This is a genomic window from Morganella sp. GD04133, from assembly GCF_029835375.1.
Taxonomy (GTDB): domain Bacteria; phylum Pseudomonadota; class Gammaproteobacteria; order Enterobacterales; family Enterobacteriaceae; genus Morganella; species Morganella morganii_B.
On record NZ_JAODZS010000027.1, the window covers coordinates 16,327 to 34,945 of the forward strand.

19 protein-coding genes are annotated in these 18,619 nt (G+C 51.8%); 9 read left to right on the forward strand and 10 right to left on the reverse strand.

From position 1 onward, the window contains the following. Nucleotides 1–39: 39 nt before the first annotated feature. Nucleotides 40–933 carry an aromatic amino acid DMT transporter YddG gene (gene yddG, locus N7387_RS14200; RefSeq protein WP_279799786.1) on the reverse strand — a complete coding sequence of 298 codons (894 nt, stop codon included), beginning with the start codon at nt 931–933 and terminating at the stop codon, nt 40–42. 128 nt (nt 934–1,061) lie between these two features. Here yddG and N7387_RS14205 point away from each other — a divergent pair, with 128 nt between their 5' ends. Next, complete coding sequence (locus N7387_RS14205) at nt 1,062–1,598, forward strand: DUF924 family protein (protein WP_262861349.1); 537 nt, start codon at nt 1,062–1,064, stop codon at nt 1,596–1,598. Here N7387_RS14205 and N7387_RS14210 read toward each other — a convergent pair. The 3 genes from N7387_RS14210 to N7387_RS14220 all read right to left on the reverse strand — a co-directional run bounded on the left by N7387_RS14210 (nt 1,575) and on the right by N7387_RS14220 (nt 4,329). Further along, nucleotides 1,575–2,858, reverse strand: a complete 1,284-nt coding sequence (locus tag N7387_RS14210) for a mechanosensitive ion channel domain-containing protein (protein WP_279799790.1) — start codon at nt 2,856–2,858, stop codon at nt 1,575–1,577. The two genes, N7387_RS14205 and N7387_RS14210, sit on opposite strands and share 24 nt — an antisense overlap. 197 nt (nt 2,859–3,055) lie before the next feature. Beyond that, nucleotides 3,056–3,628: an HdeD family acid-resistance protein gene (locus N7387_RS14215; protein WP_279799792.1), complete on the reverse strand. Its 573-nt coding sequence runs from the start codon at nt 3,626–3,628 to the stop codon at nt 3,056–3,058. Nucleotides 3,629–3,771: 143 nt separating this feature from the next. Beyond that, nucleotides 3,772–4,329, reverse strand: a complete 558-nt coding sequence (locus tag N7387_RS14220) for an XRE family transcriptional regulator (RefSeq protein ID WP_015422664.1) — start codon at nt 4,327–4,329, stop codon at nt 3,772–3,774. Between the two features lie 106 nt (nt 4,330–4,435). Here N7387_RS14220 and N7387_RS14225 point away from each other — a divergent pair, with 106 nt between their 5' ends. Continuing rightward, complete coding sequence (locus N7387_RS14225) at nt 4,436–5,098, forward strand: AzlC family ABC transporter permease (protein WP_262883036.1); 663 nt, start codon at nt 4,436–4,438, stop codon at nt 5,096–5,098. Continuing rightward, entirely contained in the window at nt 5,098–5,424 is a 327-nt protein-coding gene (locus N7387_RS14230; protein ID WP_262861330.1) for an AzlD domain-containing protein, read from the forward strand. The genes N7387_RS14225 and N7387_RS14230 overlap by 1 nt, the downstream gene beginning before the upstream one ends. 43 nt (nt 5,425–5,467) lie before the next feature. Here the strand turns inward: N7387_RS14230 and N7387_RS14235 are convergent, their stop codons facing one another. The 4 genes from N7387_RS14235 to N7387_RS14250 all read right to left on the reverse strand — a co-directional run bounded on the left by N7387_RS14235 (nt 5,468) and on the right by N7387_RS14250 (nt 8,731). Further along, on the reverse strand, nt 5,468–6,040 hold the full coding sequence (locus N7387_RS14235) for a cysteine hydrolase (RefSeq protein WP_279799797.1): 573 nt from the start codon (nt 6,038–6,040) through the stop codon (nt 5,468–5,470). A 35-nt stretch (nt 6,041–6,075) separates the two neighbouring features. After that, a complete protein-coding gene (locus tag N7387_RS14240; RefSeq protein WP_262861875.1) occupies nt 6,076–7,494 on the reverse strand; it encodes an ATP-binding protein in 1,419 nt (472 codons plus the stop codon). Then, a complete protein-coding gene (locus N7387_RS14245) occupies nt 7,495–8,160 on the reverse strand; it encodes a response regulator (RefSeq protein ID WP_025154421.1) in 666 nt (221 codons plus the stop codon). Between the two features lie 112 nt (nt 8,161–8,272). Next, a complete protein-coding gene (locus N7387_RS14250) occupies nt 8,273–8,731 on the reverse strand; it encodes a DUF6097 family protein (RefSeq protein WP_279799801.1) in 459 nt (152 codons plus the stop codon). A gap of 189 nt (nt 8,732–8,920) precedes the next feature. Here N7387_RS14250 and N7387_RS14255 point away from each other — a divergent pair, with 189 nt between their 5' ends. Next, nucleotides 8,921–9,727, forward strand: a complete 807-nt coding sequence (locus N7387_RS14255) for an MBL fold metallo-hydrolase (RefSeq protein WP_279799803.1) — start codon at nt 8,921–8,923, stop codon at nt 9,725–9,727. 15 nt (nt 9,728–9,742) lie between these two features. On the opposite strand, the gene N7387_RS14260 is transcribed toward N7387_RS14255, so the two are convergent. Further along, nucleotides 9,743–10,294 (reverse strand): NAD(P)H-dependent oxidoreductase, encoded by a 552-nt coding sequence (locus N7387_RS14260; protein WP_072867666.1) that lies wholly within the window; start codon nt 10,292–10,294, stop codon nt 9,743–9,745. A gap of 152 nt (nt 10,295–10,446) precedes the next feature. On the opposite strand from N7387_RS14260, the gene N7387_RS14265 reads away from it, so the two are divergent. After that, nucleotides 10,447–12,483 (forward strand): S9 family peptidase, encoded by a 2,037-nt coding sequence (locus N7387_RS14265; RefSeq protein ID WP_279799806.1) that lies wholly within the window; start codon nt 10,447–10,449, stop codon nt 12,481–12,483. 44 nt (nt 12,484–12,527) lie between these two features. Here N7387_RS14265 and xseA read toward each other — a convergent pair whose 3' ends face one another. Further along, nucleotides 12,528–13,904 carry an exodeoxyribonuclease VII large subunit gene (gene xseA / locus N7387_RS14270; RefSeq protein ID WP_279799809.1) on the reverse strand — a complete coding sequence of 459 codons (1,377 nt, stop codon included), beginning with the start codon at nt 13,902–13,904 and terminating at the stop codon, nt 12,528–12,530. 172 nt (nt 13,905–14,076) lie between these two features. On the opposite strand from xseA, the gene guaB reads away from it, so the two are divergent. The 4 genes from guaB (at nt 14,077) to N7387_RS14290 (ending at nt 18,351) form a co-directional block, all read left to right on the forward strand. After that, a complete protein-coding gene (guaB, locus tag N7387_RS14275; protein ID WP_279799810.1) occupies nt 14,077–15,543 on the forward strand; it encodes an IMP dehydrogenase in 1,467 nt (488 codons plus the stop codon). A 59-nt stretch (nt 15,544–15,602) separates the two neighbouring features. Next, on the forward strand, nt 15,603–17,180 hold the full coding sequence (gene guaA / locus N7387_RS14280) for a glutamine-hydrolyzing GMP synthase (protein WP_279799812.1): 1,578 nt from the start codon (nt 15,603–15,605) through the stop codon (nt 17,178–17,180). Nucleotides 17,181–17,358: 178 nt separating this feature from the next. Further along, the gene (locus tag N7387_RS14285; protein ID WP_279799814.1) at nt 17,359–17,916 is read left to right on the forward strand and encodes a type IV secretion protein Rhs; all 558 of its coding nucleotides are present in this window, start codon (nt 17,359–17,361) and stop codon (nt 17,914–17,916) included. A 9-nt stretch (nt 17,917–17,925) separates the two neighbouring features. Beyond that, nucleotides 17,926–18,351, forward strand: a complete 426-nt coding sequence (locus N7387_RS14290) for a putative T6SS immunity periplasmic lipoprotein (protein WP_279799815.1) — start codon at nt 17,926–17,928, stop codon at nt 18,349–18,351. Nucleotides 18,352–18,619: the final 268 nt, after the last annotated feature.

Below are 18,619 nucleotides of genomic sequence, written 5' to 3' on the forward strand. Positions count from 1 at the left end.
TAGCATATTCCGCCGGAAAGCTGCCGGTTCATTTTTGTGTTATTTCCGGCGGGTGGCGAGCCAGCATAATAAAGAACCGCCGGTGACCATCAGCACGCCCTGCCAGAATGCAAAGGAGAGGGCGGTGCTGAGTAATAATGCGGAAAACGCGGTGGAAAGTACCGGGGTAAAATAAGAGAGTGTGCCTATCAGAGCGACATTACCGCGCAGAACCGCGATGGTCCAGAGTGCATTAGCCGCACAGGACAAGGCAGCGGCGGCAATCAGAAAACCAACGGTCGAAACGGAAAATTCAGCGGGCAGTGTGATGCCGTCAAAGGCGGTCACCACCCATAACATTACGGCGGTGATGATAAAAAACAGAGTAATGCCGTTATTACCGTCCGCCAGCCTGCGTGATAAATTACTGTAGAAGGCCCAGATCACCGCACCGGCAAACGCGAGGCCGTAACTCAGCGGGTTAAGTGCAACGTTTGCGGCGACAGAGCTGAGTGATAACCCGTTCTCACCGCCGATCACCCGGCTGATACCGAGTATTGCCAGCACCAGACCGGCTATCAGCGGCAGACGCAGACGTTGTCCGCCCATGAGTACAGCCAGCCCGACGGTCAGGGAAGGCCAAAGATAGTTCACCATACCCAGTTCAATTGCCTGCTGACGGTTCTGCGAAAAACCGAGCGCCAGAATAAAGCAGATCTCATAACTGACGAACAACAGCGTGCCCCAGATAAGATAGCGGCGCGGCCAGCGGCGGATGGCCGGGAAACCGGTCACCAGCAGTAACATCACTGACCCGAGGGTGTATATCAGCGCCGCACCGAAGGCAGGCCCGAAATCCTCACTGACCCGTTTGATTAATCCGACAATGGTGATCCAGAACAGAATGGCCAGAACGCCGTAGAATGTGGCGGTGTGTGCGGACAGTTTTCCCATGAATATCGGCCTGTGATAAATAATTGACAATATATGCGTTAAACTAATAATGGTTTCCCAGCATACCGTGATATGACCGCCGGGCAAAGGGAGAGATCCTCATGGCCGGACTGATAAGGAGCCTGACGATGGAAGCACAACAGATTCTGGATTTCTGGTTTAATGAAGCCACACCGGAACAATGGTTTAAGAAAGATACACAATTTGATGATCTGATCCGCCGCCGTTTTCTCAGCGTGTGGGAGCAGGCGGCCGCCGGAGAGTGTTTCAGCTGGCGGGCGCATATCGGCGGACGTCTGGCGGAGATCCTCGTGCTGGATCAGTTCTCCCGTAACCTGTGGCGCGGTGACGCGCGGTCGTTTGCACAGGACCCGATGGCACTGGTGCTGGCGCAGGAAGCGGTGAAAACACCGGATTATCTGCAGCTGCCTCCGGTGCAGCGCAAATTTGTGCTGATGCCGTATATGCATTCGGAATCTGCGCTGATCCATCAGCAGGCAGAATTACTGTTTAAAGGGCTCGATGAGAGCACAGAGGATTTTGAGCGGCGGCACAAAGCGATCATTGACCGCTTCGGCCGCTACCCGCACCGCAATGAGATTCTGGGGCGGAACTCCACCCCGGAAGAGGCGGAATTTCTGTTACAACCCGGTTCGGCGTTCTGATTCACACTCACGGGCAAAATGGGCGGCAATCCCGCGCATATCAAAGCCCGTTGGTGTCTGATGCACCCGCAGCCAGAATTGCGGCAGGATCGCGAACAGGTGATCAAAAATATCGGACTGGATTTGCTCATAGCTTATCCACGCCGTCACATTGGTGAACGCGTAGATTTCCACCGGCAGCCCGTCCGGTGTCGGTGCCAGCTGGCGCACCATGGTGGTCATTTTTTTGTGAATATGCGGACTGGCTTTGATGTACGCCTCCGCATAGGCACGGAATGTCCCGATATTGGTCAGCCGCCGCTGGTTGAGCAGCGTGTCATCCGGCTCCTGCGCATTGTATTCTGCGATTTCCTGTAATTTGGCATCGATATAACCGGCAATCAGGTTTGATTTACGCAGCTGACTGATTTCCTCATCCGTCAGAAAGCGGATGCTGGTGGTATCCAGATTCATGCTGCGTTTGATACGCCGTCCGCCGGATGCCGTCATTCCCCGCCAGTTTTTAAAGGAGTCGGAAATCAGGGCGTAAGTCGGAATGGTGGTGATGGTGTTATCCCAGTTCTGCACTTTGACCGTGGTCAGCCCGATATCTGTTACTGCACCGTCCGCGCCGTATTTCGGCATCTCCAGCCAGTCCCCGACATTCAGCATGTCATTGACCGACAACTGAATACCGGCCACCAGCCCCATGATCGGGTCTTTAAAGACCAGCATCAGGACGGCGGTCATGGCACCGAGTCCGCTCAGTAAAATCAGCGGGGATTTTCCGATCAGCAGTGAAATTATCAGGATGCTGAAAAGTACCGCGACAATCAGTTTCAGGCTCTGCATGACACCGCGCAGTGGAAGCCGGCTCAGCGACGGCGTATGGCGGGAGAGGTTCAGAAGAATGTCCATCACTGAAAACAGCAGCAGCATGCCGAACAGCAGGCACCAGGCCTGTGCGCCGGTGGTGAGAATTTCCTGTGCGGCAGAGCCGCGCCCCAGCCAGACCAGTGCCTGAATATTAAAGACAATACCCTGAATCAGAAACGCAAAGCGGTTAAACAGTTTGGTGCGGGTGATCAATGCCCCCCACGGACGCTGATCGCCGCCGGTACGGCGTTCAATATACGGCAGCAGGCCTTTGTGCAGGACAAGATGCAGAATAACAGCGATAGCCAGAATCAGAACAATTACGCCGGTAATGGCTGCCCATGAGGCGTAGTCATTACTGAGTTCAAATTGTTGTTGCAGCCATAGTCGCAGTTGTTGCTCCATAAAAAATATCTCCTGTGACGTGGTTTTACAGACTCCTTCGTGAGCAGCAAAAGGTTAAAAAATAGGATCACATTGAATACTGTACCATTTTTCAGGCACGGGTACTGAAAGGGTATGTAAAGTTGCGATAAAAGCGGAAAAAAAGGAAAAAAGGGGATGTGGCGCGGCAAATTATGTGCCCGCGCCACCGGATGCGGTTAATTATTCTTTTTCAGGACAGAGGCGGCGGCGATCAGCCCGAAAGAACTGAACAGCAGTTCAATACCGACCAGCGTCGCTATCAGGGTGACAGACACAATCGGGCCGTTACCGACCAGCAGATAAGCGATAAACAGATCAAGCAGGCCGATAATAATGTTCAGCCAGCCGCGGGCCTGAGACATCTGACGCAGACCTGAACCCAGGCGCAGGATCCCGCCGGCAATAAACAGGATAGCGAGCAGAATAGCGAGACTGAGCATCCCGGTGAGCGGCTCGGTCAGGAAAACATAGCCAAGAAGGAGATAGGCCACCGCAACCAGAACGGAAAACAGCTTACTGCCGCCGCTGTAAAGCCGGCTGCTGAGTGTCACAAACAACATGGAGAGCCCGTTTATCACGAGCAGTCCCCCGATGATATAGCTGAGTGTGACACCGGAGATCAGCGGATTCATCAGACAGGCCACACCACCGGCCAGCAGAAAAATGGCGACGATCCACAAATAGCCCCGTTGTTTTTTCAGGGCACCGGCTGTCATATGAGTTAAATTCTGACGGTTAAAATCAAGCATGGTTTTTCCTTAGTAAGCCCGTTGTACCGGTATCAGTGCAGGCAAAGCAGTCTGATACCGGATGCGGAATATACCCGAAATGATAAACTTCACTTTACATTATTTGCGATAAGTAAGCATTTGTGAATAGCAAATACGTAAAATCAGTGCTCAATAATCATGACCGCTGTGGTATCGGGCTCCAGCGCTTTGAAAATATGCGGGACATCACCGGGGTAGGAAATATAGTCACCTGGCAGGAGTGTGGCGGGCTCATCAAGGGTACCGACAACGGCGCTGCCGGTCATCAGCAGGATATGTTCAGTGACTTGTGCCATATGCGGCTCGGACACGCGGTCTTTGCCGGGCTGTGCGGTGATGGTGTAGAGGTCGCGCCGGTTAACCGCAGAGGCGGAGGAGAGCAGAAAAGCGTGATAATAGGCATTCTCGGCGCTGACCTGAATACCTTCACCGCGCCGCAGCACGGTCACCCGGCTTTTCGGGGTTTCAAACAGACTGGCAAACGGGATATTCAGTGCCACGCAGAGTGACCACAGTGTTTCGATTCCCGGATTTCCCTGTGCTGACTCCAGCTGCGACAGTGTGGATTTGGCAATACCGGCACTGCGCGCGACATCAGCGATAGAACGCCCCTGACGCTGACGCTCTTCAGTCAGCCTGACAGCCATAATCTGCAGGGGCGGGGTGATAGGTGAATCCATAAAATACACTCTCTGCTGGTTAACGGAAATAACCCGGAATTAACACTTGCGTAATTTAAATCGTTCGACATAATGAACGTATCGTTCAATTTATAAGTCTATCGCAATGAAACTCGCTATTCCACTCGATAATGCCATGATCCGCAATATTTTGCTGGTTTGTGTGGCGGATTTAATTGTCGGCGTTTCCTACGGGGCGCTGGCGCATGCCAACGGTTTTCCGCTCTGGGTACCGCTGACACTGTCCCTGGTTGTATTGGCAGGGGCGTCAGAGTTTCTGTTTATCGGCGTTGTGGCGGCCGGCGGCAGTCCGGTGTCTGCGGCGCTGGCCGGGTTACTGGTCAATGCCCGTCATGTGCCGTTCAGCCTCGCGGTGCATGATCTTGCCGGTCAGGGCCCGAAAAAACTGCTGGGCTTCCATATTCTTAATGATGAGAGTGTGGTGTTCGGTCTGGCGGAAAAACAAAAAGACAAACAGAAAGCCGCCTTCTGGCTGTGCGGGCTGGGGATTTTTCTGTGCTGGCCGCTGGGGACGATTATCGGCGAGTTTCTCGGCACCTTTATTGTCGATACCAAAGCGCTGGGGCTGGATGCCATGTTCCCGGCGATTATCCTGGCATTGTGTCTGCCTGCACTGCGTGAGGCGAAAACACGCCGTGCTGCTCTGCTGGGGGCAATTATTGCTCTGGCGGCCACGCCATTTTTACCGCCGGGGATCCCGGTGCTGTTATCACTGCTGGGGCTGGTGGTCAGCCTGAGGAGAGCGTAATGCCGGATACATTATCCATTCTGACAGGGATCGCGCTGCTGGCGGTCGGTACGTATGCTATGCGGGCTTCCGGGGCGTTGCTCAGCGGGCGTTTCTCGGTGTCATCACACGTTAAAAATCTGCTTTCCATGGGCGCAATTGTCATTCTGTTTGCTGTCGCGGTAACGATGACGATTTTCAGCGGGCAGGAATTATCTGACTGGCCGAAAATGGCCGGTGTGGCAGTCGCAGGGCTGCTGACGTGGTATAAAAAGCCGTTCCTGGTGATTGTGCTGGCTGCCGCGATTGTGACTGCGCTGCTGCGTTATCTGCTGTCGCTGTGGTAAGCAGAGAAAACCGCGCAGCATCACTGCGCGGATTAATGAAACGTTATTGTGCCAGCCAGGCGGCGGATGTGGTGATAGTTGCCATCGGGCGGAGCATCTCCAGGCTTATCTGATGCAGTTCCGCTGTCGGGGCGGCACACAGATCCTCCGCCACCGAGACATAAAACCCGCTGTCGTGGGCATAACGCGCGGTGCTCTGAATGGCCATCACCGTACTGACGCCAGCCAGAACAAGGTGTCCGATTCCGGCTTTACGCAGCCAGACCAGCAAATCATTTCCCGCAAAGGCACTGACACCTTTTTTCACAAAGCAGATATCCTCTTTTTGCACATCGGTACCGTCTGCCCAGTCACAACCGCTGCCGCTCAGTTTCAGGGCACCAATCTCTTTTGCCCGCTGAAACATCGGTGATCCGGCAGGGATATCATGCCAGTCATCCGCAAACCCGACCCGCACCCATACCACGGGGATCGCCCGCTGCCGTGCCTGACGGGCGGTTTCCCGTGTGGCTGCAATCAGGTTACGGGCGGCGGTCTGCTCATGGCAGGCGTTTGACAGCCCGTGTTTCCCGGTAATATCATTAATAAGATCGATAATAATCAGAGCCTGTTTCATCTGTCCCTCCTGTTCCGGCTTTTTTCAGCATAGTCTTATGTTTCAGAACTGTCATGGGAAGCAGCCGGTAATTCACGGTTTTTTACCGGAATGTGGATCACAAACCCGATACCGCGCTGCTGCAATCCTTCCGTTACTGAGAGATAGCCGCCGATTTTTTCCGCCAGATTCTGTGCAATGGCAAGGCCGAGGCCGCTACCGTTTTCACTGCAGCCCGGCACCCGGAAAAAGCGTGAAAACAGGCGGTGACGGTACTGCTCACTGATACCGTTGCCGTTATCGCGGATAATAATCTGCACTTCCTCCGGATTGCCGGTGTCCAGCGAAACTTCTGCCTGACTGTCCGGCGGGCAGTATTTCACCGCATTATTCAGAATATTGTTGATAATGGAGAACAGCGCCTGTTTATCGCTGACAACAATGCAGCTGTCCGGGCCGTCGAAAGAAAACTCAATATTTTTGCGCAGGGCGTAGGGCACCAGCATGGCAATGGCGTGGCTCAGCGCCTGGGTCAGGTCGATCTCTTCCATTTTCAGCGGATAATCTTCCGTTTCCAGCCGGGCGAGATCAATCAGCTGCCGTGACAGCGATACCGCGCGATCCAGACTGATTTCCATATCCGCGGTAATTTCGTTGCGTTCTGCCGGGTCATCAATCTGTTTGAGCAGATGAATTTGTGCCAGTACAGCAGCAATCGGGGTGCGCAGCTCATGGGCGGCATCTGCCATAAACTGTTTTTCCCGCATATTGGCGGCATCCACCCGCTGCATCAGCTGGTTGATGGCATGCAGCACAGGACGCATTTCATTGTACTGATACTTCATACTGATAGGTGTCAGGTTGCCGGGATTACGGGTGGCGATACTGCGGGTGGTTTCACGCAGCGGACGCAGGCTGAGGTAGGTGGTGATAATCGTGGACGAAAGCATAGTGCCGAGAATAAACAGCAGCGGGACAGCGGTGCCGGTTGCCGGGTCGCCGATCAGCATATGGCGGTCAGTGCCGGATTCTCCGATAACTGAAGTGCGCTGCATATCCGGGTCGGTATGGTAAGCGAGATACCAGGTTTCACCGTTCTCGCTGAAACGCTCAATGCCGTCCGGTTTCAGCGGAATATGAACATCCGGCTTATTACTGTATAACACCTCACCGGTTGTGCTGTGCAGAATCGCGACCAGCGGATCATAATTCTCCTCTTCCAGCCCGCTTTTCATCGCGTTGGCGTACATACTCTCCAGGGCGCGGGCAATCTGCGGAAAAGTGGCGGAATCTGTGGGGGTTTCCCGCAGCGTGTCAGATACACCGCGGGCAATCACCATCTGCTGGGCATTAAAATCTTCACTTAAACCGGGCAGATATGCGTATTTCAGCCAGGCTATCCAGACGCCCCACAGCAGGAGCATCGAAAAGGTCTGAAGGAGGACGGTATAAACAAAGAATGAGCGGATTCTCACTTATTCGCTGTCCTTTTTCAGCAGATAGCCGATTCCGCGGACGGTAATCACTTTTTCTTTGCCGATCTTGCGGCGCAGATTATGGATATGCACCTCCAGGGAATTGCTTTCGATTTTATCGTCCAGCCCGAATAATCGTTGTTCCAGCTCATGTTTACGCACCACATTGCCGGTATTGCGCATTAATTCATATAACAGCTGATATTCTTTGCCGGAGAGCAGTAATAACTCGTCGTTCAGTGTCACCTGATGGTTCATCGGGTTCAGGGTGATATTATCCACTTTCCATAACTGCGAGGAAAAACCGGCAATACGCCGGGAAACCGCTTTTACCCGGGAGATTAATTCCGGCAGTTCAACCGGTTTGGAAATAAAATCGTCCGCCCCTGAATCGAGGGAATTCACCAGATGATCGCGCTGATTGCGGGCCGTCATAATAATAATCGGGATTTGTTCTCCGTTGTTACGCCACTCCACCAGAGAGTCAAAACCATCGCCGTCCGGTAATCCCAGATCCAGCAGCATCAGGTCAAAATGCTGTTCTGTCAGTCGCTTACGGGCATCGGCCAGTAAACGCAGCCAGCACACCCGGAAACCGGCCAGTTCCAGTCCCCGGCACAGCGCTTTGCCTAATTGTAAATCGTCTTCGACTAATAGAATTTGCACGTTTTTTTCTCTCTCTGTAAAAGCGGATTGCAGTATAGCATTGACGATTACTGTGACAACGCAGGCAAATTAGTGTGGCAACGGGGCTTAATCTACCCTTAATTAATCCCGGTTACTGTGATATCCGGTTTATAAAATCATCAATCAGATGCCCGGCATATTTTTCGGTCTGCCTTTGCAGAAAATAAAAATAAAAAATGGTACCGAACAATACAGCAGCATAAATAAACACGGCCCAGATATAAGTCAGGCTGTAATCCAGCAGGGCCAGTGAGAAATAGCTGATATCAATATTCAGTGACAGGGTATCAGCAATCTTCTGTGAGAACAGCAGCAGAGAGAAAAATAATACCGGCAGGGCGAGTAACCCGGTCAGAATATTGACCTTTTTACGGCGTGCCGCGAGGGCGGGATAATGTTCATCGTGCATATAGGCGGCGATATCGGTGAGCTGATCATCCAGATCGTCACGGCAGGCTACCGGTGCGTCCTGTTTTTCTATTTGCTGATGCAAAAGGCGTAAGAGCTGGCTGTTATCGATGCTTTTTGCAAAAGCGGTAATAATTCCCATGCGGAACTCCTGAAAGTCTGTGCCGGTGGCTATTATTTAACAATTTTACAGCCCGGTCATGCTGATTTATTAACATTAACTGAATTAAATCATAATCTGCGCTCTGCGGTACAATACTGATACGTTATAGCGGAAAGTACTGTGTTATATATAACGGCAGAATACATTTATCTTTCAGGATTATCATCCATGTTACGTATCACCGCACTGCTGGAAAATACGAATACTGACCCGAAACTGGATTCTCACGCCGGTCTCAGCCTGCTGCTGGAGGACGGGGAAACCTCGCTGCTGTTTGATACCGGAGCGGATGATACCTATATCCGTAACGCGCAGGCACTGGGAATTTCACTGGACAATATTGATGCCGTGGTGTTGTCGCACGGTCATTATGACCACTTCGGCGGATTAACCCGCACAGAACGGCATAATCTGCCGTCACCGCTGAAAGTGATTGCACACCCGCATATTTTCGAGCCGCGCCGGGCGGCATTGTGGCTGGGTAGTTACCCGCTGAAATTTAAGCGGTTATCACCGCCGTTTTGTGAAGAAACATTACGCCGTGACTATCAGTTTGTGCTGACGGAAAAACCGTATGCTATCTCACCGCGTTTTCTGTTCGCCGGAGAAATCACGCAGCGGGCAGTGGTGCGCCGCTACGGGGTTCTGCTCAGTAACGGAGAGGCGGACTATGTCCGTGATGACAGTTTTCTGATCTGGCACGGGGAGGAGGGTATTGTGATTATCACCGGTTGCAGTCATTCAGGCATTGAGTCAGTGATACAGCATGCGCGGGCTCTGACAGATAATGCGCCGGTGCAGGCGGTGGTCGGCGGGCTGCATCTGCGCCGGGCAACACCGGCAGCACTGCGCCGGGCACAGAAGGCAGTGGATCCGCAAACCCGGGTGTACGGCTGTCACTGTACCGGTGCCAGAGGGCGTCATGCCCTGAATGCGGACGATTTTAATACCGGGCAGCAGCTGACATTCCGCTGAATCTGCCCGCCGGTTTTATTCGTGGTGTGCTTCCAGGAAACGGACATAGGCATCTGCCCATTTCTGCACAAACGCACCGGTTTTTTCACTGAATTTACCGTTTTCACCGATCATGCCGTCATACCACTGCAGGTACATTTCCGGCTGATTGAGTGTCGGCATATTCAGGAATGCCAGCACATTGCGCAGATGCTGCTGTGACATTGCAGTACCCATCGCGCCGGCAGAAGTACCGATTACAGCGGCCGGTTTGTTATCCCAGCTGTTTTGTCCCCACGGACGGGAGCCCTGATCCAGTGCGTTTTTCAGCACACCCGGGATAGAACGGTTATATTCCGGTGTAACAAAAATCACACCGTCAGCCTGTGAAATCTGCTGTTTGAATGCCAGCACCTCAGCAGGCGGTTGCGCATCACAGTCCTGATTATAGAGCGGCAGTGAGCCGATACTGACAAATTCACACTGAATGTGTGCAGGGAAAAGAGAGACAAGAGCATGCGCCAGCTGACGGTTGTAACTCTGCTCACGCAGCGAACCGACAACAACAGCAACGCGGTACTGTTTCATTGTAACCTCCTGAACCGGTGATAATCCGGCGATAAATAAGCAATAAAACAAATAAAAACGTTATTATCATAGTGCGGAATCGCAGAACAGAGAGCAACATTTAGTAAATTTTTATGACATCACAACAAAAAAAGATCTTATCAGGAGCCGGAATGACTATCCCGCACGCCCCGGAACGCCCGGTACAGTTCACTGCTCACGGTGAAACCCGGACGGATAACTATTACTGGCTGCGGGATGATACCCGCAGTGATCCGCAGGTGATTCAGTATCTGACGGATGAAAACTGCTATGCACAGCAGAAATTGCAGGCGGCAGCGCCGCTGCGCGAAGCGCTGTATGAGGAGATGGTCGCCCGCATGCCGCAGGCGGATGAATCCGCGCCATACACTTACAATGGCTATATTTACCGCACCCGGTTTGAAGCGGGCAAAGAGTATCCGCTGTATGAGCGGTGCAACATAAACAGCGACCAGTGGGAAGTGCTGGCGGACGGCAATGAACGGGCACAGGGGCTGGCCTATTATGAGCTGGTCTCTCTGGTGGTCAGTGCGGATAACCGCCGCATCGCGATTGCCGAGGATAAAGTCGGCCGCCGTGAATATCAGGTGGCTTATCGTGATCTGACCGATAATCACTGGCAGGAATCCGTGCTGACTGAAGTGGCTGACGATCTGGTCTGGTCTGCTGACGGTTCGGTGCTGTTCTACGTCCGTCAGGATCCGCAGACATTGCTGCCGTTTGAGGTATATCGCCACCGTTTCGGCACAGATAGCACACTGGATGAACTGGTATACCGCGAGGACGATGACCGTTTTTATACCGGGTTATCCCTGTCATCCTCCCGTGAATGGATTTTTATCGGCTGTCACAGCCCGGTAACGTCTGAAGTTCATCTGATCAATGCTAATGACCCGCTACAGTCACCGGTCTGTTTCTCACCGCGTCAGGACGGGCGTGAGTATCACGTCGATCATCTGGATGGTCAGTTTTATATCCGCTCTGATCATGAAAACGAACTGTTTGGTCTCTATCAGACGAATGCACCGGAAAAGCCGTGGCAAACCCTGATTGCGCCGCAGCCGGATACCGATCTGGAAGATTTCACACTGTTCTGTGACTGGCTGGTGTTACAGGAACGGCACGCCGCACTGCCGCAGATCCGCATTATTCACCGGCAGAGCGGGAAAGAAACACACGTTGCATTTGATGATGGTGCTTACTGTGCGTGGCTCGGGCTGAATCCGGAGCCGGACAGTCAGTTGCTGCGCTACGGTTATACCTCGATGACGACACCGGTATCGGTGTATGAGCTGGATATGGTCAGCGGCGAACGGGTACTGCTGAAACAGGCGCAGGTAAACGGTTTTCAGCGGGATAATTATCACAGTGAACGGATTTGGATCACCGCCCGTGATGGCGTACAGGTACCGGTTTCACTGGTCTGGCATAAAGGTCACTATCAGCCGGGATTCAATCCGCTGCTGATTGAAGGTTATGGTGCGTACGGTGCCAGTATGGATCCGGATTTTGACGCTAACCGGCTGAGCCTGCTTGATCGCGGTTTTGTTTATGCTCAGGCGCATATCCGCGGCGGCGGTGAACTGGGTAAACGCTGGTACAATGCCGGAAAGATGCAGCATAAAATCAACAGCTTTAATGATTTTGTTGATGTGACACGCGAACTGATTGCCCGGCGTTACGGCGCGGAAAACCGGATCTACGCCACCGGCGGCAGTGCAGGCGGGTTGCTGATGGGCGCGGTGATTAATCAGGCGCCGGAGCTGTATCGCGGTATCGTGACACAGGTGCCGTTTGTGGATGCACTGACTACCATGTCGGATCCGTCCATTCCTCTGACCACCGGCGAATATGACGAGTGGGGTAATCCGGAAAATGAATCAGCTTACCGCGATATCCGTGCCTACAGCCCCTATGACAACATTGAGGCGAAAGCCTATCCGAATATGCTGGTGACCAGCGGCCTGCATGATTCTCAGGTCCAGTACTGGGAACCGGCAAAATGGGTGGCAAAACTGCGGAAACTGAAGACGGATGACAATCTGCTGCTGCTCTATACCGATATGGAAGCGGGGCACGGTGGTAAGTCAGGGCGGTTCAACTATTTGTGGGATGTGGCACTCGGTTATGTGTTCCTGCTGATGGTGGATGAGCAAGAGCCTTCGTGACACTGTCACCAAATGTGTGACAGTGTCACCGATAAAATCGTATATTACTCAGCGGCTTTCCGTTTACGGGCAGCCGCTTTTTTGTGTACGGCGATAATTTCACTCTCCACACTGCCATCCTGTAACAGCGTGGTGATTTTCTGCCCGACTTTTACCTGACGGGTTTTGTTCAGCACCTCACCGCTGTCCGTCTGGCTGATACTGAAGCCCCGGCTGAGCGTTGCCAGCGGGCTGACACCCTCGAGGGTTGAACAGAGACGGGCAAACCGCTCGCGCTGCTGACTGAGCTGTTCACGCATAGCGGAGGAGAGACGGTACTGCAACTGCTGAACATGGCGCTGCTGCTGTTGCAGTTGCGGGCGCGGATCCCGGCGCATCAGACGCTGTTCAGCGTGTGAAAGCTGACGGGACTTTTGTGTCAGCATAAGCTGTCCGGCCTGAACCAGCCGTTGCTCCAGACGCTGAATCAGCTGTTGCTGCCGCGCCAGACGCAGTTGCGGATGCTGTTGCTGCAACCGGTGATGTAACTGGCTGAACAGCCGCTGTTTTCTGGCAATAAAATAATCCATCGCCATTTCCAGCCGTTGTTGTACGGATTGGATCTGCCGCAGGCGCTCTGTCAGGTCACGGCTGACCAGTTCTGCCGCCGCAGACGGCGTTGGTGCCCGTAAATCCGCGACAAAATCGGCAATAGTGATATCGGTTTCATGACCGACGGCACTGATCACCGGCAGACGGCTGGCAAAAATCGCCCGTGCCACCCGTTCATCATTGAAACTCCATAAATCTTCCAGTGAACCGCCGCCGCGCCCGACAATCAGCACATCACATTCATTACGGCGGTTGGCGGTTTCAATCGCGCGGACAATCTGTGCCGGTGCATCAGCACCCTGAACCTGAGCGGGGTAGATAATCACCGGCAGTGACGGATCACGGCGGCGCAGAATATTCAGAATATCGTGAAGGGCGGCCCCGGTGGCAGATGTCACGACACCGACACAGGTGGCCGGCACCGGCAGCGGTTTTTTCAGATGGGTATCAAACAGTCCTTCGGCTTTCAGTTTCTCTTTCAGCAACTCAAACTGCTGCTGAAGCAGACCTTCACCGGCGGGCTGCATAGATTCAACAATCAGCTGATAATCCCCGCGCGGCTCATAGAGTGTGATCGCGGCGCGTACCAGCACCTGTTGCCCGTTCTGCGGCGCAAATGTCACACGGCTGTTATTGCCGCGGAACATGGCTGCCCGCACCTGGGATTTTTCATCTTTCAGGGTAAAATACCAGTGACCGGAAGACGGACGCGAAAAGTTGGAGATCTCCGCGCTGATCCAAATCCGGCCCATCTCCAGCTCGAGTAACTGCCGGACAGTTGTATTTAACCGGGTAACAGTAAAAATTGCGGTATTTTCAGGTAGCAACATGTGAGCCAGATCAAATAATAAAACAAGGACTTAATTGTCCGATACTACCGCCTTCTGACAGATTAGCAACGAATTTTTGAAAAAAAGGCTAGGCGCAACCGATTACCACCTGTATAATGCCGCGGCAATATTTTATCTTCTTTCAATCCTGCTGCCTGGTGAGATATTGCACATGTTACGTATTAAAAAAGAAGCTTTAACCTTTGATGATGTTCTCTTAGTTCCTGCTCACTCCACTGTTCTGCCCAACACTGCCGATTTATCGACACAACTCACCGCGAAAATCCGTCTGAACGTCCCGATGATCTCGGCGGCGATGGATACCGTAACGGAAGCCCGTCTGGCGATTGCCCTTGCCCAGGAAGGCGGCATCGGTTTTATTCACAAAAATATGTCTGTCGAGCGTCAGGCTGATGAAGTCCGCCGTGTGAAAAAACACGAAAGCGGCGTGGTGTCTGATCCGCAGACGGTGACTCCGTGTACCACACTGCGCGAAGTTCAGACCCTGACTGAACAGAACGGCTTTGCCGGTTATCCGGTGGTCACGACTGATAATGAATTAGTCGGTATCATCACCGGTCGTGATGTGCGTTTTGTGACTGACCTGGATCAGCCGGTGACTGCCGTTATGACGCCGAAAGAGCGCCTGGTGACCGTCCGTGAAGGCGAAGCCCGCGAAGTGGTTCTGAAAAAAATGCACGAGCGCCGCGTGGAAAAAGCGCTGGTGGTGGATGATTCCTTCCATCTGCTCGGCATGATCACCGTAAAAGATTTCCAGAAAGCAGAGCGCAAACCAAACGCCTGTAAAGATGAGCACGGCCGTCTGCGTGTCGGCGCGGCAGTCGGTGCCGGTGCCGGTAACGAAGAGCGTGTTGATGCGCTGGTGGCTGCCGGTGTGGACGTTCTGTTAATCGACTCCTCCCACGGCCATTCCGAAGGCGTGTTACAGCGCATCCGTGAAACCCGTGAAAAATACCCTGAACTTGAAATTATCGGCGGTAACGTCGCCACAGCCGAAGGCGCGAAAGCCCTGGCGGCAGCGGGTGTCAGCGCAGTGAAAGTAGGTATCGGCCCGGGTTCTATCTGTACCACCCGTATCGTAACCGGCGTGGGCGTACCGCAGTTAACCGCTATTTCCGATGCTGTTGAGGCACTGGAAGGCACCGGTATTCCGGTTATCGCTGACGGAGGTATCCGTTTTTCCGGTGATATCGCGAAAGCGCTGGCAGCCGGTGCGGCATGTGTGATGGTCGGTTCGATGTTCGCCGGTACCGAGGAATCTCCGGGTGAAGTGGAACTCTATCAGGGTCGTGCTTACAAATCATACCGTGGTATGGGGTCACTCGGCGCGATGTCCAAAGGCTCTTCTGACCGTTACTTCCAGACCGATAACGCCGCTGACAAACTGGTGCCGGAAGGTATCGAAGGCCGTGTGGCTTACAAAGGCGTGCTGAAAACCATCGTTCACCAGCAAATGGGCGGCCTGCGCTCTTGCATGGGACTGACCGGTTGTGCAACTATTCACGAACTGAATACTAAAGCAGAGTTTGTCCGTATCAGTGGTGCCGGGATTCAGGAAAGTCACGTTCATGATGTGACTATCACCAAAGAAGCACCAAACTACCGTTCAGGTCTCTGATTCATGCGGCGGTCTGCGGACCGCCAGCCTATAATTGTTTGCTTTTGGAACATACTTTAATGACAACGAATATTCATCAGCACCGCATTCTTATCCTCGACTTCGGATCGCAGTACACTCAGCTGATCGCGCGCCGTATCCGTGAAATCGGTGTTTATTGTGAACTGTGGGCATGGGATGTCACTGAAGAACAGATCCGTAATTTCAATCCGAACGGTATTATTCTCTCCGGCGGCCCGGAAAGCACCACTGAACACAACAGCCCGCGCGCACCTGAATATGTCTTCAGCGCCGGCGTACCGGTTCTCGGCATCTGCTACGGCATGCAGACCATGTCTATGCAGCTCGGCGGTGCAGTGGAAACCTCTGACGAGCGCGAGTTCGGTTATGCACAGGTTGAAATCCGCGAAACCTGCGAACTGTTCCGTGACATCCACGACATGCTGGATGACAACGGCAAACCGCTGCTGGATGTGTGGATGAGCCACGGTGACAAAGTCACTGCTATCCCGTCTGATTTCGTGACCGTCGCCAGCACCGAAACCTGTCCGTTTGCGATCATGGCAAATGACGAAAAACGTTTCTACGGTGTACAGTTCCACCCGGAAGTGACCCATACTCACCAGGGCCAGGAAATCCTCAAACGTTTCGTGCTGGATATCTGTCAGTGTGAAGCGCTGTGGACCCCGGAAGCCATTATCGAAGACACCGTTATCCGTCTGCGTGAGCAGATTGGTGACGACCATGTCATCCTGGCGCTCTCCGGCGGTGTGGACTCCTCTGTGACTGCCATGCTGTTAAACCGTGCTATCGGCAAGCGCCTGACCTGTGTATTCGTGGATAACGGCTTACTGCGCCTGAACGAAGCAGAGCAGGTTATGGCGATGTTTGCGGGCAAATTTGACCTCAATATTATCCACGCCAAAGCGGAAGACCGTTTCCTGAATGCCCTGAAAGGCATTGCAGACCCGGAAGCCAAGCGTAAAGCTATCGGCCATACATTCATTGAAATTTTTGATGAAGAAGCGTCAAAACAGAAGCAGGTCAAATGGCTGGCACAGGGCACTATCTATCCGGATGTGATCGAATCTGCCGCCTCTGAAACCGGTAAAGCGCACGTGATCAAATCTCACCATAACGTCGGCGGCCTGCCGGAAGATATGGAACTGGGGCTGGTTGAGCCGCTGCGCGAACTATTTAAAGACGAAGTCCGCCGTATCGGTCTGCAACTGGGTCTGCCGTACGATATGCTGTACCGCCATCCGTTCCCGGGTCCGGGTCTGGGTGTCCGCGTACTGGGCGAAGTGAAAAAAGAGTACTGTGACATCCTGCGCCGCGCCGATGCTATCTTTATCGAAGAGCTGCACAAAGCGGATCTGTACCACAAAGTCAGCCAGGCATTCACTGTCTTCCTGCCGGTACGCTCTGTCGGCGTTATGGGCGACGGCCGTAAATACGACTGGGTTGTCTCACTGCGCGCCGTCGAAACCATCGACTTTATGACCGCTCACTGGGCACATCTGCCATACGACCTGTTAGGCCGCGTCTCCAACCGCATCATCAATGAAGTTGACGGTATTTCCCGCGTCGTGTACGACGTCAGCGGCAAGCCACCGGCGACGATTGAGTGGGAATGATATACCTATAGTTTTTAACTACCGGTAATTATCAGAAAACCGAAAGCCATCAGTAAGTTACTGGTGGCTTTTTTGTTATCCGGATTGAATTGTGTACGAAAAACAAACACTGGAAGTAATAAGTTAAAAAGGCTATAAATAAAGATGATATGAGTAATGACATATAAAAGGAGTTTGTATGGGTATTATTACGCAGGAAAATAAGAAGAAAGAAATAAAAGAACCGATGCTGAGGCAAATAACGCTTGGTGAAATGGCAATGGCTAAAACTATATTCGGAAATTCAATGTCATATAATGTTTGGGTTCATTGCGATAGTTATCTCCCATTCGGCATGCAGTCAGAAAATGTGGCAATGGCACCTAATGGGGATATTTACTTTAGAGCAGCGTTGTATAAGCATGATTTTTCGGAAGAATCAATTATTAACAAACATATGTTTATTCATGAAGTTACGCATGTCTGGCAGCATCAAAATGGGATGTGGGTCAGAACAAGAGGACTGTTTAGTAACTTTGTTGACTACAACTATTCACTTGATAGAAAGAAAAAATTAAGTGATTACGGCATGGAGCAACAAGCCAGTATAGTCGCTGATTATTTTATTCTGAAAACATATGGCGTCGCCAGGTTTATTTATGGTATTCAGGATGGCTATATTCGTATAAGTAATAAAATAGACACTGATACCATACAGGATATCTATAGGTCAGTACTGCCAAGTTCTATTTTATAGGAGCCGGTTATGCATAAGTTTATAATTATCCCTTTGGTTTTTATGCTTGGTGCGTGCTGGCATACTAATGACCCAAGGCCAACAATAGTCAATGGGGATGTTAGTATTGACACAAACAAAATTTGTGTGAAATCACCGACATCTTTTGATGATGAATATATTCAATTTATAGAAATTTTTAGTTTTAAAGAACAAAAAGAAATTGCAAGAGTTGATTACACATCAAGCTTAATAAAATTAGAAAGCAATAAATGTTTGCCGATCCCTGACTTTCAGTATCAGACGGGAAACAGATACAGTTATACGGCTGTTACTGTTTTAAAAGAAAAACAAAAAAGAGGCACTAAACCGGATCACAGAGCTATTGATGTTTCATTTCTTATCGAAGATGTCAATGGGAAAGTAGAGGCGGTAAGTAGTACAAAAAGAAAGTAATGATATGGCAGGCACCGACTTAACCGGTGTCTGATCTTTTTATATTTATGATAGCGCTTAATTTCCACAAATTTATGATTATTCCTTTGGTATTTCTGTTGGGTGTGGGGAGGTGATCAATATTGCTTCATCTTAACGGGTGTTTTGCCGTTTATTCTGAATAAACCAGCATAAAAACCAACATAATCAACAGATAACAAATATCGTTCATTATTTTTGACTTCTAAAGTCAAATTTGGCATCTGGTCATTATCCGGTGCCGGCCTAT

Excerpts from the sequence above, each read along its gene's own strand:
- N7387_RS14265 (WP_279799806.1), top strand. The coding sequence starts at position 10,447 with ATGACTATCCCGCACGCCCCGGAACGCCCGGTACAGTTCACTGCTCAC.
- guaA (WP_279799812.1), top strand. The coding sequence starts at position 15,603 with ATGACAACGAATATTCATCAGCACCGCATTCTTATCCTCGACTTCGGA.
- N7387_RS14285 (WP_279799814.1), top strand. The coding sequence starts at position 17,359 with ATGGGTATTATTACGCAGGAAAATAAGAAGAAAGAAATAAAAGAACCG.
- N7387_RS14225 (WP_262883036.1), top strand. The coding sequence starts at position 4,436 with ATGAAACTCGCTATTCCACTCGATAATGCCATGATCCGCAATATTTTG.
- N7387_RS14260 (WP_072867666.1), bottom strand. The coding sequence starts at position 10,294 with ATGAAACAGTACCGCGTTGCTGTTGTTGTCGGTTCGCTGCGTGAGCAG.
- N7387_RS14205 (WP_262861349.1), top strand. The coding sequence starts at position 1,062 with ATGGAAGCACAACAGATTCTGGATTTCTGGTTTAATGAAGCCACACCG.
- N7387_RS14220 (WP_015422664.1), bottom strand. The coding sequence starts at position 4,329 with ATGGATTCACCTATCACCCCGCCCCTGCAGATTATGGCTGTCAGGCTG.
- N7387_RS14230 (WP_262861330.1), top strand. The coding sequence starts at position 5,098 with ATGCCGGATACATTATCCATTCTGACAGGGATCGCGCTGCTGGCGGTC.
- xseA (WP_279799809.1), bottom strand. The coding sequence starts at position 13,904 with ATGTTGCTACCTGAAAATACCGCAATTTTTACTGTTACCCGGTTAAAT.
- N7387_RS14250 (WP_279799801.1), bottom strand. The coding sequence starts at position 8,731 with ATGGGAATTATTACCGCTTTTGCAAAAAGCATCGATAACAGCCAGCTC.
- N7387_RS14290 (WP_279799815.1), top strand. The coding sequence starts at position 17,926 with ATGCATAAGTTTATAATTATCCCTTTGGTTTTTATGCTTGGTGCGTGC.
- N7387_RS14210 (WP_279799790.1), bottom strand. The coding sequence starts at position 2,858 with ATGGAGCAACAACTGCGACTATGGCTGCAACAACAATTTGAACTCAGT.
- N7387_RS14255 (WP_279799803.1), top strand. The coding sequence starts at position 8,921 with ATGTTACGTATCACCGCACTGCTGGAAAATACGAATACTGACCCGAAA.
- guaB (WP_279799810.1), top strand. The coding sequence starts at position 14,077 with ATGTTACGTATTAAAAAAGAAGCTTTAACCTTTGATGATGTTCTCTTA.
- yddG (WP_279799786.1), bottom strand. The coding sequence starts at position 933 with ATGGGAAAACTGTCCGCACACACCGCCACATTCTACGGCGTTCTGGCC.
- N7387_RS14215 (WP_279799792.1), bottom strand. The coding sequence starts at position 3,628 with ATGCTTGATTTTAACCGTCAGAATTTAACTCATATGACAGCCGGTGCC.
- N7387_RS14235 (WP_279799797.1), bottom strand. The coding sequence starts at position 6,040 with ATGAAACAGGCTCTGATTATTATCGATCTTATTAATGATATTACCGGG.